15 protein-coding genes are annotated in these 15582 nt (G+C 69.4%); 4 read left to right on the top strand and 11 right to left on the bottom strand.

The features are described 5' to 3' along the window. Nucleotides 1–23: 23 nt before the first annotated feature. The 7 genes from ACFVH0_RS12230 to ACFVH0_RS12200 all read right to left on the bottom strand — a co-directional run bounded on the left by ACFVH0_RS12230 (nt 24) and on the right by ACFVH0_RS12200 (nt 7803). The gene (locus ACFVH0_RS12230) at nt 24–482 is read right to left on the bottom strand and encodes a hypothetical protein (protein ID WP_385819468.1); all 459 of its coding nucleotides are present in this window, start codon (nt 480–482) and stop codon (nt 24–26) included. Between the two features lie 149 nt (nt 483–631). Continuing rightward, a complete protein-coding gene (locus ACFVH0_RS12225) occupies nt 632–2047 on the bottom strand; it encodes an NAD(P)/FAD-dependent oxidoreductase (RefSeq protein WP_385819467.1) in 1416 nt (471 codons plus the stop codon). Nucleotides 2048–2071: 24 nt separating this feature from the next. After that, nucleotides 2072–2872 (bottom strand): ABC transporter permease, encoded by an 801-nt coding sequence (locus tag ACFVH0_RS12220; RefSeq protein WP_259934962.1) that lies wholly within the window; start codon nt 2870–2872, stop codon nt 2072–2074. Further along, nucleotides 2872–3798 (bottom strand): ABC transporter permease, encoded by a 927-nt coding sequence (locus tag ACFVH0_RS12215; RefSeq protein WP_385819466.1) that lies wholly within the window; start codon nt 3796–3798, stop codon nt 2872–2874. The genes ACFVH0_RS12220 and ACFVH0_RS12215 overlap by 1 nt, the downstream gene beginning before the upstream one ends. Then, nucleotides 3795–4943 (bottom strand): ABC transporter ATP-binding protein, encoded by a 1149-nt coding sequence (locus ACFVH0_RS12210; RefSeq protein WP_385819465.1) that lies wholly within the window; start codon nt 4941–4943, stop codon nt 3795–3797. The genes ACFVH0_RS12215 and ACFVH0_RS12210 overlap by 4 nt, the downstream gene beginning before the upstream one ends. A gap of 53 nt (nt 4944–4996) precedes the next feature. Next, nucleotides 4997–6247, bottom strand: a complete 1251-nt coding sequence (locus ACFVH0_RS12205; RefSeq protein ID WP_385819464.1) for a PotD/PotF family extracellular solute-binding protein — start codon at nt 6245–6247, stop codon at nt 4997–4999. Between the two features lie 41 nt (nt 6248–6288). Further along, a complete protein-coding gene (locus tag ACFVH0_RS12200; RefSeq protein ID WP_385819463.1) occupies nt 6289–7803 on the bottom strand; it encodes a gamma-aminobutyraldehyde dehydrogenase in 1515 nt (504 codons plus the stop codon). A 214-nt stretch (nt 7804–8017) separates the two neighbouring features. Between ACFVH0_RS12200 and ACFVH0_RS12195 the strand changes: the two genes are divergently transcribed. After that, a complete protein-coding gene (locus ACFVH0_RS12195) occupies nt 8018–8557 on the top strand; it encodes an NADAR family protein (protein WP_385819462.1) in 540 nt (179 codons plus the stop codon). A gap of 87 nt (nt 8558–8644) precedes the next feature. Here ACFVH0_RS12195 and ACFVH0_RS12190 read toward each other — a convergent pair whose 3' ends face one another. Continuing rightward, nucleotides 8645–9388, bottom strand: coding sequence for a DUF4190 domain-containing protein (locus ACFVH0_RS12190; RefSeq protein ID WP_385819461.1), 744 nt, complete (start codon nt 9386–9388; stop codon nt 8645–8647). Between the two features lie 132 nt (nt 9389–9520). Here ACFVH0_RS12190 and ACFVH0_RS12185 point away from each other — a divergent pair, with 132 nt between their 5' ends. From ACFVH0_RS12185 to ACFVH0_RS12175, 3 genes are all read left to right on the top strand, one after another. After that, nucleotides 9521–10555 (top strand): adenosine deaminase, encoded by a 1035-nt coding sequence (locus tag ACFVH0_RS12185; protein ID WP_385819460.1) that lies wholly within the window; start codon nt 9521–9523, stop codon nt 10553–10555. A 21-nt stretch (nt 10556–10576) separates the two neighbouring features. Next, complete coding sequence (locus ACFVH0_RS12180) at nt 10577–11281, top strand: glycerophosphodiester phosphodiesterase (RefSeq protein WP_385819459.1); 705 nt, start codon at nt 10577–10579, stop codon at nt 11279–11281. A 65-nt stretch (nt 11282–11346) separates the two neighbouring features. After that, the gene (locus ACFVH0_RS12175) at nt 11347–12147 is read left to right on the top strand and encodes an SAM-dependent methyltransferase (RefSeq protein WP_385819458.1); all 801 of its coding nucleotides are present in this window, start codon (nt 11347–11349) and stop codon (nt 12145–12147) included. Nucleotides 12148–12158: 11 nt separating this feature from the next. Here the strand turns inward: ACFVH0_RS12175 and ACFVH0_RS12170 are convergent, their stop codons facing one another. From ACFVH0_RS12170 to ACFVH0_RS12160, 3 genes are all read right to left on the bottom strand, one after another. Then, the gene (locus tag ACFVH0_RS12170) at nt 12159–12695 is read right to left on the bottom strand and encodes a hypothetical protein (protein WP_385819457.1); all 537 of its coding nucleotides are present in this window, start codon (nt 12693–12695) and stop codon (nt 12159–12161) included. 53 nt (nt 12696–12748) lie between these two features. Beyond that, the gene (locus tag ACFVH0_RS12165) at nt 12749–13912 is read right to left on the bottom strand and encodes a PotD/PotF family extracellular solute-binding protein (protein ID WP_385819484.1); all 1164 of its coding nucleotides are present in this window, start codon (nt 13910–13912) and stop codon (nt 12749–12751) included. A 173-nt stretch (nt 13913–14085) separates the two neighbouring features. Then, a complete protein-coding gene (locus ACFVH0_RS12160; protein ID WP_385819456.1) occupies nt 14086–15525 on the bottom strand; it encodes a gamma-aminobutyraldehyde dehydrogenase in 1440 nt (479 codons plus the stop codon). Nucleotides 15526–15582: the final 57 nt, after the last annotated feature.

Below are 15582 nucleotides of genomic sequence, written 5' to 3'. Positions count from 1 at the left end.
CCCGGCCGCCGGGCCGTGCGCCGTCAGTCCCCGCTCTCGGCCTGTGCGGCCACCGCCTCGTGCATCGCCAGCTCCAGGAGTGTCGCGTCGGTGAGCGTTCCCGAGCCGTCCGGCGGGATCAGCCAGCGCACCCCGCCCTTGGCCGCCCGGCCCGGATGGGGCACCACGATCCAGGTTCCCGGCCCCGCGCCCCGTACGCCGGTGCCGACCCATCGGGCGGCGGTGCCCGGAGCCACGAAGAAGCCCAGGCGGGCATCGCCGAAGTCGCCGAGAACGGGCCCCGGCCTGTCGATGAGCCGGGTCAGTACGTCGAGGGTGGGATATCCCAGCTCCCCCGGAAGAATCAGCACGTCCCAGCGCCGGCCGGCGGGAAGGAGCGCGACCCCTCGGGGATTGCGCTCCCATTCCCTCCGGCACTCGTCCGGATCCGGCGCCACCGATGCCAGCCATTCGACCGCTGCCTTGACCCCCGCGCCAGCCATGACCTGTCTCCATTCCGTGTGCACCGGCCATTGGGTGCCGGTGCGTTCACACGGGAGAGAGAGGTGGCGCCGATCGATTACGCGGGTTCGGGCACCGAATTCACGATGAACGGGCCGGTCACCCTCGGGGGTGACCGGCCCGTTCGGACTCAGCTGTCGAAACCGAGTCCCAGCCGGTCCATCGTCCGCAGCCAGAGATTGCGCCGGCCGCCGTTGTCGTCCGCCCTGGCCAGGGACCGCTTGGTCAGCTCGATCCCGGCCCAGGCAAAGGGCTCCGGCGGGAACGGCATCGGCTTGCTGCGGACCATTTCCAGCGCGGTCCGTTCGTTCTGCTCGCCCGCCAGCAGATCGAGCATCACCTCGGCCCCGAAACGCGTTGCACCGACGCCGAGCCCGGTGAATCCGGCGGCATAGGCGACCCGCCCCTGATGGGCCGTGCCGAAGAACGCGGAAAAGCGCGAACAGGTGTCGATCGCCCCGCCCCAGGCATGGCTGAAACGCACCCCTGCCAATTGCGGGAAACAGTCGAAGAACTGGCCCGCGAGTTTGAGGAAGGTCTCCGGACGCTGATCGAGATCGGCGCTCAGCCGACCGCCGTACGGATAGATCGCGTCATATCCGCCCCACAGGATCCGGTTGTCCGCCGACAGCCGGAAATAGTGGAACTGATTGGCGCTGTCGCCCAGTCCCTGCCGGTTCTTCCAGCCGATGGAGGCGAGCTGCTCCGCGGTGAGCGGCTCGGTCATCAGCGCGTAGTCGTAGACCGGCACGGTGTACGGGCGCACCCTCTTGACCAGCGACGGGAAGATGTTCGTACCGAGTGCCACCCGGCGCGCGAAGACCCTTCCGTACGGGGTGCGGACCGCCATTCCCGTGGTGGTCCTGGCCAGTTCGAGGCCCCGGGTGTGCTCGTACACCCGCACGCCCAGCTCGACGCAGGCCCGCTTCAGGCCCCAGGCCAGCTTGGCGGGGTGCAGCATGGCGACCCCGCGCCGGTCCCACAGGCCGCCCAGGAAGGTCGGTGAGTCGACCTCGGCGCGCAGCGCGTCCCGGTCCAGGAACTCCAGCCCGGTGAAGCCGAGCCGCTGGGCCTCCTGGTGCCATTCGCGCAGCTCTTCGAGCTGATGGGGCTCGGTGGCGACATCGATCTCGCCGGTGCGCTCGAATTCGCAGTCGATGGCGTAGCGGGCGACGGCGGCCTCGATGGCGTCGAGGTTGCGCTCGCCGAGCTCCTCCAGCTTCCGGATCTCGTCCGGCCAGCGCTCCAGCCCGTTGGGCAGGCCATGGGTGAGGGAGGCGGCACAGAATCCGCCGTTGCGGCCCGAGGCGGCCCAGCCCACCTCGTGCCCCTCGATCAGTACGACGTCCCGTTCCGGTTCGCGCTCCTTGGCGATCAGCGCGGTCCACAGTCCGCTGTAGCCGCCACCGACGACCAGCAGATCGCAGTGCTCGTCACCGGTGAGCGCGGGCAGTGCGGCGGGCTTGCCGGGGTCGTCCAGCCAGAACGCGACGGGCTTCGCGTCGGAGAGCGATTGTGCAGCAGTACGCATGGCAGCTGGGGCCATGGTTTCCAACTCCTTCAGGGCTTTCTATCGTGCGCTGTTCTTCCGCCGGTTCGCGATGAGCTGGCCGACGACAACCACCATCACGGCAATGATGAACATCGCCGTTCCGATGACGTTGATCTGCACGGGCGTGCCGCGCTGCGCCGATCCCCAGACGAACATGGGGAAGGTCACGGTGGAGCCCGCGTTGAAATTGGTGATGATGAAATCGTCGAACGAGAGCGCGAAGGCGAGCAGCGCCCCCGCCGCGATTCCGGGGGCGGCGATCGGCAGCGTCACCCGCAGGAAGGTCTGCACGGGGCCGGCGTACAGATCGCGGGCCGCCTCCTCCAGCCTCGGGTCCATCGACATCACGCGCGCCTTGACGGCCGTCACGACGAAGCTCAGGCAGAACATGATGTGCGCGATGAGGATCGTCCAGAAGCCCAGCTGTGCGCCCATGTTGAGGAAGAGGGTGAGCAGCGAGGCGGCCATGACGACCTCGGGCATCGCCATCGGCAGGAAGATCAGCGAGTTGATCGCGCCGCGCGCCCGGAAGCGGTAGCGGACCAGCGCGAAGGAGATCATCGTGCCGAGGACGGTCGCGCCGATGGTGGCCCAGACGGCGATCTGCAGGGACAGCGAGAGCGAGCCGCACATGTCGGCGACGCCGCAGGGGTCCTTCCAGGCGTCCAGCGAGAAGCGCTGCCAGGAGTAGTTGAAGCGCCCGTTCGGCTTGTTGAACGAGAACACCATGACGACGACGTTCGGAAGGATCATGTACGCGAGGGTCAGCAGACCCGCGATGACGATCAGATTCCGGCGTATCCAGCGCAGTACGGGCATCAGACCAGGTCCTCCGTCCCGGAGCGGCGGATGTAGACGGTGACCATGATCAGGACGACCGCCATGAGGATGAAGGAGAGCGCGGCCGCCGTCGGGTAGTCCAGGACCCGCAGGAACTGGGTCTGGATGACGCTGCCGACCATCTTCGTGTCGGTGGAGCCCAGCAGTTCCGCGTTGACGTAGTCACCGCTGGCCGGGATGAAGGTGAGCAGCGTTCCGGAGACGACACCCGGCATGGAGAGCGGGAAGGTCACCTTGCGGAAGGTGGTGGCGGGGGTGGCGTACAGGTCGCCGGCCGCCTCGTGCAGTCTGCCGTCGATCCGCTCCAGCGAGGTGTAGAGCGGCAGGATCATGAACGGCAGGAAGTTGTACGTGAGGCCGCAGACCACGGCCATCGGGGTGGCAAGCACGCGGTTGGACTCGGTCCAGCCGAGCCAGCTGGTGACGTCCAGGACATGCAGGGTGTTCAGTACGTCGACGACCGCGCCGCCGTCCGCGAGGATCGTCTTCCAGGCGAGCGTGCGGATCAGGAAGCTGGTGAAGAACGGCGCGATGACCAGCACCAGGACGACGTTGCGCCAGCGGCCCGCCTTGAACGCGATGAGGTACGCGAGCGGGTAGCCGAGCAGCAGGCACAGGATGGTGGCGGTGCCGGCGTACAGCAGGGACCGGATGAACTGCGGGTAGTAGTCGGTCAGCGCGTCCCAGTAGGTCTGGAAGTGCCAGGTGACCTCGAACCCCTTCTCCAGGGATCCGGTCTGCACGGAGGTCGACGCCTGGTAGACCAGCGGCAGCGCGAAGAAGACGACCAGCCACAGGATGCCGGGGAGCAGCAGCCAGTACGGGACGAGGCGCTTGCGGGTGGAGGGCTTGCGGAGCTTCAGCTCCGTGACGGGCGCCGGTGGTGCCTCCTTGGTGACGGTCACGCCGCGTCCTCCACCGTCTCCACACCGGCGTCGATGTCCTGGGCGGCGTCGAGGCCGAAGGTGTGTGCCGGGTTCCAGTGCAGGACGACCTCGGCGCCGGGGGCGAGCCTGGCATCGCGCTCGATGTTCTGCTCGTACACCTGGAGCGCCTTGCCCGCCGGGCTCTCCACCACGTACTGCGTGGAGACTCCGATGAAGCTGGAGTCGACGATCCGGCCGGTGACCCGGTTGCGGCCGTCGGCGATCGCGTCCGCGTCGTCGGCGTGCGCGAGCGAGATCTTCTCCGGGCGGATGCCGAGGAGCAGCTTGCCGCCGTCGGTGGTCGGGGCGGTGCACCGGTCGGTGGGCAGCCGCAGCTTGCCGCCGCCCGCCGCCACCACGATGTCGGCGCCGGTGGAGACGATCTCGCCCTCGATGAGGTTGGAGGTGCCGAGGAAGTTGGCGACGAAGGTCGTCCTCGGGTTCTCGTACAGGTCGGCGGGGGCACCGAGCTGCTCGACCCGGCCCCCGTTCATCACCGCGACGGTGTCGGCCATGGTCATGGCCTCCTCCTGGTCGTGGGTGACGTGGATGAAGGTGATGCCGACCTCGGTCTGGATGCGCTTGAGCTCCAGCTGCATCTGGCGGCGCAGCTTGAGGTCGAGGGCGCCGAGCGGTTCGTCGAGCAGGAGCACCTGCGGGTGGTTGATCAGGGCGCGGGCGACGGCGACGCGCTGCTGCTGGCCGCCGGAGAGCTGGTGCGGTTTGCGCTTGGCGAAGTCGCCGAGCTGGACGAGCTCCAGCATCTCGTCGACCTGCTTCTTCACCGACTTGATTCCGCGCCGGCGCAGGCCGAAGGCGACGTTCTCGGTGATGTCGAGGTGCGGGAAGAGCGCGTAGCTCTGGAAGACCGTGTTGACGGGCCGTTTGTACGGGGGAAGTCCGGTGATGTCCCGGCCGCCGAGCGAGACCGTGCCGGTGGTCGCCTCCTCCAGGCCCGCGATCATCCGCAGGGTGGTGGTCTTGCCGCAGCCGGACGCGCCGAGCAGCGCGAAGAAGGAGCCCTGCGGGACGGTCAGATCGAGCGGCTTGACGGCTTCGAAGGAGCCGTACGTCTTGCTGATCCCGGTGAGGCGGACGTCGCCGCCTGTCTGCTGCTGTGTCATGGATCGCGGTCCCAGTGGTGTCAGAGGGGGATCGGGCTGGAGAGGAGCGGCGGTCAGGCGCCGATGAGCTTGGCGAACTTCTCTTCGTACGCCGTCTCTTCCTTGGCGGTCAGGGAGCGGAAGGCGTGCGACCGGGACGCCATCTCCTTGTCCGGGAGGATCAGGACGTTGTCGGCCATCGCCTGATCGATCTTCGCCAGCTCGTCGCGGACCCCGTCGACCGGGCAGACGAAGTTGATGTACGCGGCGAGCTCCGCGGCGGCCGACGGCTCGTAGTAGTAGTCGATGAGCTTCTCGGCGTTGGTCTTGTGCCGTGCCTTCACCGGGACCAGCAGGTTGTCGCTGGATATGACGTAGCCCGCGGCCGGAATCGCGTACTTGATGTCCGGGTTCCCGGCCTGGAGCTGGATGACGTCGCCGGCCCATCCGACGCAGGCGGCGATGTCGCCCTTGTCGAGGTCGGCGGTGTAGTCGTTGCCGGTGAAGCGGCGGATCTGGTTCTTGTCGACGCCCTTCTGGAGCCGGTCGATCGCGGCGTCGTAGTCGGCGTCGGTGAAGCTGCCGGGGTCCTTGCCCATGTCGAGCAGGGTCATGCCGATGGAGTCGCGCATCTCCGAGAGGAAGCTGACCCGCCCCTTGAGCTTCGGGTCGTCGAGGAGCTGCGTGACGGAGTCGACCTTGCGGCCGCCGGTCGCCTTGGAGTTGTAGGCGATGACGGCGGGAATGCCCGCCCAGGGGTAGGAGTAGGCACGGCCCGGATCCCAGTCCGGGGAGCGGAACTGGGCCGAAAGGTTGGCGTAGGCGTGCGGCAGGTTCGACGCGTCGAGCTTCTGCGCCCAGCCGAGGCGGACGATGCGGGCGGCCAGCCAGTCGGTGACGCAGATGATGTCGCGGCCGGTGTCCTGGCCGGCCGCGAGCTGCGGCTTGATCTTGCCGAAGAACTCGACGTTGTCGTTGATGTCCTCGGTGTACTTGACCTTGATCCCGGTGCGCTTCGTGAACGCCTCCAGGGTGGGCCGGTGCTTGCCGTCGTCGGTGACGTCCATGTACTCGGTCCAGTTGGAGAAGTTGATCTGCTTCTCCTCGGCCGAGTGGTCGTCGGACGCCGCGGCGGCATCCCCCTCCCGCTTGGCGGGCGGGATGCCGCACGCGCTCAGCGTGCCCAGCCCGCCGATCGCCAGCGCCCCCATGCCGGAGGCGCGGATCAGCGATCGGCGGGTCAGAGCGCCCCGGCCGCTGGTGAGGCTGCGTCGCATCGCGGCGAGTTGGGCCGCGGAGAGGCGCTCGGGCTCGTACTGCTCCATGCGCGTTGCCCTTTCGGGTGTGTGTGGCCGGGTCGGCCGGGTTATCGGTCCCCGAAGATCGTGCGGTGCCAGTCCTTGCGGGCGACCGCGGTGTTGTCGTACATGACGTGCTTGACCTGCGTGTACTCCTCGAAGGAGTACGAGGACATGTCCTTGCCGAAGCCGCTGGCCTTGTATCCGCCGTGCGGCATCTCGCTGATGATCGGGATGTGGTCGTTGACCCAGACACAGCCCGCCTTGATCTCGCGGGTGGCGCGGTTGGCGCGGTACAGGTCGCGGCTCCAGGCGGAGGCGGCGAGTCCGTACGGGGTGTCGTTGGCGAGCCGGATGCCCTCGTCGTCGCTGTCGAAGGGCAGCACGACCAGGACCGGGCCGAAGATCTCCGACTGGACGATCTCGCTGTCCTGGGCGGCTCCGGCGACCAGTGTCGGCCGGTAGTAGGCGCCGGCCGCCAGTTCGCCGCCGGGGGCCTCGCCGCCGGTGACGACGGTGGCGTACGCGCGGGCCCGCTCGACGAATCCGGCGACCCGGTCCCGCTGGGCGTGGCTGATCAGCGGGCCGAGGTCGGTCGACGGGTCGAAGGGGTCGCCGAGCCGGACGGTCTCCATCAGCTCTGCGACACCCTGCACGAAGGCGTCGTACAGCGGGCGCTGGACGTAGGCGCGGGTGGCGGCGGTGCAGTCCTGGCCGGTGTTGATGAGCGCCCCGGCGACCGCGCCGTTGACCGCGGCTTCGAGGTCGGCGTCGTCGAAGACCACGAAGGGGGCCTTGCCGCCGAGTTCGAGGTGGAGGCGCTTGACGGTGGAGGTGGCGATCTCCGCGACCCGCTTGCCGACGGCGGTGGAGCCGGTGAAGGAGGTCATCACGACGTCCGGGTGGCCGACGAGGTGCTCACCGGCGTCCTTGCCGGCGCCGGTGACGATGTTGACCACACCGTCCGGGATGCCCGCCTCGGTGGCCGCCTGGGCGAACATCAGCGAGGTGAGCGGGGTGATCTCGGCGGGCTTCAGCACGATCGTGTTGCCGGCCGCGATGGCCGGGAGGACCTTCCAGGCGGCCATCTGGAGCGGGTAGTTCCAGGGCGCGATGGAGCCGACGACGCCGATCGCCTCACGGCGTACGTACGAGGTGTGGTCGCCGTCGTACTCGGCGGCCGACTTGCCCTCCAGATGGCGGGCGGCCCCGGCGAAGAAGGAGGTGTTGTCGACGGTGCCCGGCACGTCGAACTCGGTGGAGAGCTTGATCGGCTTGCCGCACTGGAGGGACTCCACGTACGCGAAGTCCTCGGCCTGCTCGGCGAGGACGGCGGCGAAGCGGTGCATCGCCTCGGCCCGCTCGGCGGGCGTCGCGCCCGACCAGCCGGGGAACGCCGCGCGGGCGGCCGCCACGGCGGCGTCCACGTCGGCGGTGCCCGCCAGCTCGTAGCTGTAGACGGTCTCGCCCGTCGCCGGGTTCACCACGTCGTGGTGACGTCCCGATGTTCCGGACCGCAGCTTTCCGCCGATGTACTGTGCGCCGTCCGCGAAGCGGTCCCGCACCTGGATGCCGTTGCCCATGACGATCTCCTCCGCCGCACCCCGGAATACGGGGACGGCGTAGCTTCTGCTCGATTTGAGTGCCGATCCTGGCAGAGGGGATCAACCCCAACAAGTGATTCCGTTGTTGCCTTTTGGTTACGCGACGGAATCTGTCGACCATGTGTCGTGTCGGTGCGGAAATCCCCGTACGTAGTGTCAGTGGCGAATGCCACAATCGCATGTCATGGAACACATGAGCGATCTTCTGGCGCGGTCCGCACGCGGCGAGAAGGTCAAGTACCTGCGTTTCTGGGGACACCGCCCCCGGCCCGACGGCCGGATCGGCGCGAGCTGCCTCAGCCAGTGGTGGCCCTCGCCCTTCACGGTCGACGGTGTGGCGTACGCGTCGGCCGAGCACTGGATGATGGCCGGCAAGGCGCGGCTGTTCGGCGACGCGGAGTCGGAGGCCGCGGCGGTGGCGGCGAAGAGCCCGGCCGCGGCGAAGAAGGTGGGCCGGCTGGTCCGCGGATTCGACGACGAGGTGTGGCAGCGCGAGCGGTACGGCCTCGTGGTGGCCGGCAGTGTGCACAAGTTCGGCGGCGACCCTGAGCTGCGGGAATTCCTGCTGAACACCGGGGACCGGGTGCTGGTCGAGGCGAGCCCGATGGACCGGATATGGGGCATCGGGCTGGCTGCGGACGACCCTCGGGCGGAGAATCCGGCGAGCTGGCGCGGGCTGAATCTGCTGGGATTCGCGCTGATGGACGCGCGGGCGGAGCTGCGCGCGTCATGAGGCGCCGGGGACACGTGGTGGCCCGGAAGCCCGATGGCCCGGCCACGGGGGCCGGGCCATCGGGAGCGGGACAGAGCGCGGGAGCGGCTAACGCGTGACGTCGACGACCAGGGACGTCGAGTACGGATCGTCGTTGTAGCCGCTGTCCTCGAATTCCTCGGCGTGGGTGGCGAACAGCCAGATGAAGAAGCTGATGATCGCCACACCGAAGACGATGCCGATGGAACCCGTGATGATCCCGGCGAGCGCCTGACCGCCGTTGGTCGCCTCACCGCGCTGTACGCGCTTGCGGCCCAGGATGCCGAAGATCAGGGCCAGCGCGCCCAGGATCAGGCTCGGTATCCCGTAGATGCAGAACATGCAGATGGCCAGGATGCCCAGCACCATGGCCGCGGTACCCATGCCGTTGGAGGGCGGCGGACCGCCCCAGGGCGCCTGGTTGTAGCCGGGGTACGCCGGGTAGCCGCCGTACTGCACAGGGGGTGCGGCCGGGTAGCCGTACTGGCCCGCGACCGGCGGGACCGGCTGGCCCGGTCCGTTCGGCCCGACCGGCGGCGGCGGGACCTCCCCGGGACCGGGATGGGGACCTGTGCCGAATCCGGTTCCCGGCACCGGCCCGTTCTGCGCCGGGGCTCCGAAGGCCGGCGGCGGTGTGTCGGCCGGCGCGGGTCCGTCCCCGACGCCCGGCATCGAGGTGACCGTGGGCTGGCTGTGCACAGCGGGCGGGCTGGGATCGCCGGCCGGCTTCTCCAGCGGCACCCTGCTGTCCGGCGGAGCCCACGGATCGCGCGGCGCGGCCCCGCCCGCGGGCTGCTCTGTGTTGTCTGACATGGGCCTCCCCCATCGTGATCCCGTCATGCTACGGCCCCACTGCGCCCCGGTGGGCCCGGCCTACGATGATCCCCGTCCCCTGCCCGGCCGACCGCGCCCGGCACCCGAACCGTTCCACGCCCGGAGAGTCCGATGACCGATCTGCACCCCTTCATCGCGGGGCTGCCCAAGGCGGAGCTGCATGTCCACCATGTCGGGTCCGCCTCCCCCCGCATCGTCGCCGAACTGGCCGCGCACCACCCCGACTCCAAGGTCCCCACCGCCCCGGAGGCGCTCGCCGACTACTTCACCTTCACGGACTTCGGGCACTTCATCGAGGTGTACCTCTCCGTCGTGGACCTGATCCGCACCCCGGAGGACGTCCGCCTGCTGACCTTCGAGGTCGCCCGCGACATGGCCCGGCAGAACATCCGCTACGCGGAGCTGACGGTGACCCCGTTCTCCTCGACCCGGCGCGGCATCCCCGAGCAGGCGTTCATGGAGGCCATAGAGGACGCCCGCAAGGCCGCCGAGGCCGAGCTGGGTGTCGTGCTGCGCTGGTGCTTCGACATCCCCGGCGAGGCCGGGCTCGAAGCAGCCGAGGAGACCGCCCGGCTCGCCGTGGACCTGCGGCCCGAGGGACTCGTCTCGTTCGGTCTCGGCGGTCCGGAGATCGGGGTGGAACGCCCGCAGTTCAAGCCCTACTTCGACCGGGCGATCGCCGCGGGCCTGCACTCCGTGCCGCACGCCGGGGAGACCACCGGGCCGCAGACCGTCTGGGACGCGCTGACCCATCTGCGCGCCGAGCGCATCGGTCACGGCACCAGCTCCGTCCAGGACCCGAAGCTGCTGGCCCACCTCGCCGAGCACCGCATCGCGCTGGAGGTCTGCCCGACCTCGAACATCGCGACCCGGGCGGTGGCCGACATCGAGCAGCACCCGGTCAGGCAGATGGTGGAGGCGGGCGTACTGGTCACCATCAACAGCGACGACCCGCCGATGTTCGGCACCGACCTCAACAACGAGTACGCGGTGGCCGCCCGTCTCCTCGGTCTGGACGAGCGGGGTCTCGCCTCGCTCGCGAAGAACGCCGTCGAGGCGTCGTACCTCGACGCGGCCGGCAAGCGGACGCTGGCCGACGAGATCGACACGTACACGACGAACTGGCTGGAGCGCACGGCCCGGTGACCCTGTGGTCACAATGACCCCATGGTCAGCTCAGTCACCGCCGTGGCCCACCGCGGCGATCCCTACCGTGTCCGCGAGAACACCCTGCCCTCGATCCGCTCCGCGCTCGCACGAGGGGCGGACGCGGTCGAGATCGATGTGCGGCTCACCCGCGACGGCGTGCCGGTCCTGCTGCACGACGCCACGCTGAAGCGGCTGTGGGGTCATGAAGTGCGGCTGGACCGGCTGACCCACGCGGAGCTCACCGAGCTGACCCGGGGCGGTGTGCCCACCCTGCGCGAGGCGCTGCTCGCCGCCGGGGCACACCGCGTCATGGTCGATCTGCCGGGCTCCACCGACGGTTCCGTACCGAGGATCGTCAGGGTGGTGCGCGAGTGCGGGGCCGGCGAGCGGACGTACTACTGCGCCGGCCCCGGGGCGATGCTCCGGGTACGGGCCGCCGACCCGAACGCCGAGATCGCCATGACCTGGACGACCCTCGCGCCGCCGCGCGCCGCGCTGCTCGACGCGGTGCGGCCGCGCTGGCTGAACTACCGGTTCGGTCTGGTGGACCCGGAACTGACGGACCGGCTGCACCGCGACGGGCTGCTGGTCTCCGCCTGGACGGCCGACACCAGGCGGACCATGCGCCGGCTGGTCCGGCACGGCGTCGACTCGATCACCACCAACCGGGTCGACGTCCTGCACGACGTCATCGCCAACTCTCCGGCACACAGCCCCCGTTGACCGGTCCGGCATCATGGGCCACCCCATCGTCCGCGATGCGGGCCCGGCGCAGGAGGAGCAGCGACATGACCGATCCCCGCACCACCCCCGTACCCGACGGCATGCGTACCGACGTCGCGCACAACGCGCGGGTCTGGAACCACTGGCTCGGCGGCACGGACAACCACCCCGTGGACCGGGCGGTCGGCGACCGGGTCACCGGGATGTACCCGAGCATCGGCGAAGTGGCCCGTGCCGACCGGGCGTTCCTGGGGCGGGCGGTCCGGTATCCGGTCGGTGAGGCGGGGATCCGGCAGTTCCTGGACATCGGCACCGGCCTGCCGAGCGCCGGCAACACCCACGAGGTCGCCCGGCGCACCGCGCCGGACTGCCGCGTCGTGTACGTCGACAACGATCCGGCGGTACTGGCGCACGCCCGGACACTGCTCGCCGGATCGCCGCGGGGCGCGACCGAGTACGTCGACGCGGACGCCCGCGATCCGGAGCGGATCCTGCGGGCGTCCGCGCCGACGCTCGACCTGGAGCGGCCGGTCGCGGTCATGCTCCTGGGCATCCTGAACTTCGTCCTCGACACCGACGAGGCCCGGCGGATCGTGCGCACGCTGATGGACGCGCTGCCCTCCGGCAGCCATCTGGTGCTCACCCATCCCACGCTGGAGCTGGGCGGCGGGGGCAACGAGGCGGCGATGCGGTTCTGGAACGAGAACGCCACCCCGCCGATCACCGCCCGCACCCGCGCCGAGTTCGCCTCGTTCCTGACCGGGCTCGACCTGGTGGACCCGGGCATCGTGTCGTGCGCGCACTGGCGCGGCGAGCCAGGCGCGGCGCGGGTCGCGCAGTTCGGCGCGGTGGCGCGCAAGCTCTGACGCCGGGCGGCTCAGGCCGTCGCGGCGGCCGGTCCGGGTGCCGGCACCGGCCCCATGGCCTCCAGCCGCTTGATCTTGCGGTGCACCACGAGCAGCGGGATCACCCCGAAGACCCCGAACGACATGTCGATGACGGACCACCAGAAGGGGATGGAACGGATGGGCCCGCAGATCAGCGCGAGCGGAATGATCCCGGCGCAGGCGATCATGCCGAATTCGATGACCCAGATGTTGCGGACCGGGTCGCGGTAGGGCCCGTGGAAGGCGACCGCGATGACCAGGTGCGCGAAGGCCAGCCAGTCGGTGCCGTACAGCACGAAGGGGTACTTCGCGTCGGCCTCGTCGAGGCCGGTGCGGACCCTGGTGATCCACTCCATCAGGGCCGGGAAGTGCTCGGGAACGGGAGAGGCCGAGGACCTCAGCAGGTCCTCGGCCCAGTGGAGTTCATGGACGAGAGGGAAGGCGGTCAGCCCGCTCAGCACCAGACAGACGATAAAGACGGCCAACCACACGCGTATGCGCCTCAGCAGGGCTCTTCGCTCGCTCATGTCCGCAGCGTACGCCCGGGTTTACCGGCCTTTTACGCCGCCCCTGGTACGGCTCACAACCCGACGATGGCGTTCCACTTCTTCGCGAAGCCGGTGCGTTCCTCGGACGTGATGTCGCGGGCGATCGCGAGCCGCTTGCGCATCGCGTCGTCGGGGAAGATCAGCGGGTCCTCGGCGAGCGCGGCGGTCTCCTTGTCCTTGGACGAGGCCAGCACCTCGCGGGCGGCCGGGACGGGGCAGACGTAGTTGACCCAGGTCGCCAGCTCGGCGGCGACCTCCGGCTCGTAGTAGTAGTCGATGAGCTTCTCCGCGTTGCGCTTGTGGCGCGCGAGGTTGGGGATCATCAGTGATTCCGCCCAGAGCTCGGCACCCTCCTCGGGGACCACGAACTCGATCTCCGGGTTGTCGGCCTGGAGCTGGATGACGTCGCCCGAGTAGGCCTGGCAGGCGAGCACATCGCCGGTGGACAGGTCCTTGATGTAGTCGTTGCCGGTGAAGCGGCGGATGTGCCGCTTCTTCACCAGCTTCTCGACCTGGTCGCACACCAGGTAGAAGTCGTCCGGCCGCCAGCGGGTGATGTCGACGCCGTTGCCCTGCATCAGCAGGGCCATGGACTCGTCGAGCCCGGACATCAGCGTCACCTTGCCGCGCAGGTCGTCCGCCCACAGATCACTCAGGTGCTTGATCTCACGGCCGAGCTTCTTGCGGTTGTAGGCGATGCCGGTGATCCCGGACTGCCAGGGGACGCTGTGCAGCCGGCCCTTGTCGAAGGCGGGCGAGCGCAGCTGCGGATCCAGGTACTTGGCGACGTTCGGCTGCTTGGCCCGGTCCATCTCCTGCACCCAGCCCAGCCGCACGAACCGGGCGGACATCCAGTCGCTGATGACGATCAGGTCCCGGCCGGTCTCCTGGTGGTTCATCAGCGCCGGGCTGATCTTCCCGAAGAACTCGTCGTTGTCGTTGATCTCCTCGGTGTACGTGACGGAGATCCCGGTCCGCCTGCCGAACGCGTCGAGGGTGGGCCGCTTCGACTCGTCCTCGTCGTCGGTGTCGATGTACAGGGGCCAGTTCGCGAAGTGCAGGGTGTGGTCGCGCGCCGAGGTGTCGCGTCCGGCGCGGTCACCGGGCTCCACATAGGCGGCGGGCACTCCACAGCCGGCCAGCGTGACACCGGCCGCCGTGGCTCCGAAGGCGCGCAGCAGGGACCGGCGGGACATGGGGTTCTTCGGGGTTGCTCGCACCTGCGCAGGATGCCGGTCCGCCGGCGGCGGAGGCAATGGACCAACCGTCCAGCGCCACCGGCTCCGTCCGCACACCCTGTCGATGCCCCGGAACGGTCACGGCCCCGGGCGAAGGCGCCCGGGGCCGTGACCTGCCTGCTGACGGGATATCAGCCGTCGAGCGAGGTCATGACGTGCTTGATGCGGGTGTAGTCCTCGAAGCCGTACGCGGAGAGGTCCTTGCCGTAGCCGGACTTCTTGAAGCCGCCGTGCGGCATCTCGGCGACGAGCGGGATGTGGGTGTTGATCCACACGCAGCCGAAGTCGAGGTTCTTGGACATCCGCATGGCGCGGGAGTGGTCCTTGGTCCACACCGAGGAGGCCAGGGCGTACTCGACGCCGTTGGCGTACTCCACGGCCTGGGCCTCGTCCGTGAACTTCTGGACGGTGATGACCGGGCCGAAGACCTCGTTCTGGATGATCTCGTCGTCCTGCTTGAGGCCGGAGACGACGGTCGGGGCGTAGAAGTAGCCCTTGTCGCCGACCCGGTGGCCGCCCGCCTCGACCTTGGCGTGGGCGGGGAGCCGCTCGATGAAGCCGCTGACCTGCTTGAGCTGGTTGGCGTTGTTGAGCGGGCCGTAGAGCACGTCCTCGTCGTCCGGCTGCCCCGTCTTGGTGTCGGCGGCGGCCTTGGCGAGCGCGGTGACGAACTCGTCGTGGATGGACTCGTGGACCAGGACACGGGTGGCGGCGGTGCAGTCCTGGCCGGCGTTGAAGTAGCCCGCGACGGAGATGCCCTCGACGGCCTTGGCGATGTCGGTGTCCTCGAACACGACGACCGGGGCCTTGCCGCCGAGCTCCAGGTGGACCCGCTTGACGTCCTTGGAGGCGGACTCGGCGACCTGCATGCCGGCCCGTACCGAGCCGGTGATGGAGGCCATCGCCGGGGTGGCGTGCTCGACCATCGCGCGGCCGGTGTCCCGGTCGCCGCAGATGACGTTGAAGACGCCCTTGGGCAGGATCTGGCCGATGATCTCGGCGATCAGCACGGTCGACGCCGGGGTGGTGTCGGACGGCTTGATGACGACGGTGTTGCCCGCGGCGAGCGCCGGGGCGAACTTCCAGACGGCCATCATCATCGGGTAGTTCCACGGCGCGACCTGCGCGCAGACGCCGACCGGCTCACGCCGGACGATGGAGGTGAGGCCCTCCATGTACTCGCCGGCCGAGCGGCCTTCGAGCAGCCGTGCCGCACCCGCGAAGAAGCGGATCTGGTCCACCATCGGCGGAAGCTCTTCGGTACGGGTCAGTTCGAGCGGCTTGCCCGTGTTCTCCGACTCGGCGGCGATGAGGTCCTCGGCGCGCTCCTCGAAGGCGTCCGCGATCTTCAGCAGGGCCTTCTGGCGCTCGGCGGGCGTGGCGTCGCGCCAGGCGGGGAATGCGGCCGCGGCGGCGTCCATCGCGGCATCGACATCGGCCTGGCCGGAGAGCGGCGAGGTCGCGTAGACCTCTTCCGTCACCGGGTTGATCACGTCGATGGTCCGCCCGTCAGCGGCGTCCCGGAATTCTCCGTTGATGTAGTTGCGCAGACGGCGCACCTCGGTGGTCACAACCACCCCTCCTGTCGACACGTCCAATGGGTGAGATGCCCAGGGTAGTCGCTCGGG

Origin of the sequence: Streptomyces sp. NPDC127117, from assembly GCF_042677325.1 — a bacterium.
Taxonomy (GTDB): domain Bacteria; phylum Actinomycetota; class Actinomycetes; order Streptomycetales; family Streptomycetaceae; genus Streptomyces.
The sequence above is the reverse complement of the archived record's forward strand: the minus strand, read 5'-3'. Positions and strand labels throughout refer to the sequence as shown.

Excerpts from the sequence above, each read along its gene's own strand:
- ACFVH0_RS12230 (WP_385819468.1), bottom strand. The coding sequence starts at position 482 with ATGGCTGGCGCGGGGGTCAAGGCAGCGGTCGAATGGCTGGCATCGGTG.
- ACFVH0_RS12225 (WP_385819467.1), bottom strand. The coding sequence starts at position 2,047 with ATGGCCCCAGCTGCCATGCGTACTGCTGCACAATCGCTCTCCGACGCG.
- ACFVH0_RS12220 (WP_259934962.1), bottom strand. The coding sequence starts at position 2,872 with ATGCCCGTACTGCGCTGGATACGCCGGAATCTGATCGTCATCGCGGGT.
- ACFVH0_RS12210 (WP_385819465.1), bottom strand. The coding sequence starts at position 4,943 with ATGACACAGCAGCAGACAGGCGGCGACGTCCGCCTCACCGGGATCAGC.
- ACFVH0_RS12205 (WP_385819464.1), bottom strand. The coding sequence starts at position 6,247 with ATGGAGCAGTACGAGCCCGAGCGCCTCTCCGCGGCCCAACTCGCCGCG.
- ACFVH0_RS12200 (WP_385819463.1), bottom strand. The coding sequence starts at position 7,803 with ATGGGCAACGGCATCCAGGTGCGGGACCGCTTCGCGGACGGCGCACAG.
- ACFVH0_RS12195 (WP_385819462.1), top strand. The coding sequence starts at position 8,018 with ATGAGCGATCTTCTGGCGCGGTCCGCACGCGGCGAGAAGGTCAAGTAC.
- ACFVH0_RS12190 (WP_385819461.1), bottom strand. The coding sequence starts at position 9,388 with ATGTCAGACAACACAGAGCAGCCCGCGGGCGGGGCCGCGCCGCGCGAT.
- ACFVH0_RS12185 (WP_385819460.1), top strand. The coding sequence starts at position 9,521 with ATGACCGATCTGCACCCCTTCATCGCGGGGCTGCCCAAGGCGGAGCTG.
- ACFVH0_RS12180 (WP_385819459.1), top strand. The coding sequence starts at position 10,577 with ATGGTCAGCTCAGTCACCGCCGTGGCCCACCGCGGCGATCCCTACCGT.
- ACFVH0_RS12175 (WP_385819458.1), top strand. The coding sequence starts at position 11,347 with ATGACCGATCCCCGCACCACCCCCGTACCCGACGGCATGCGTACCGAC.
- ACFVH0_RS12170 (WP_385819457.1), bottom strand. The coding sequence starts at position 12,695 with ATGAGCGAGCGAAGAGCCCTGCTGAGGCGCATACGCGTGTGGTTGGCC.
- ACFVH0_RS12165 (WP_385819484.1), bottom strand. The coding sequence starts at position 13,912 with ATGTCCCGCCGGTCCCTGCTGCGCGCCTTCGGAGCCACGGCGGCCGGT.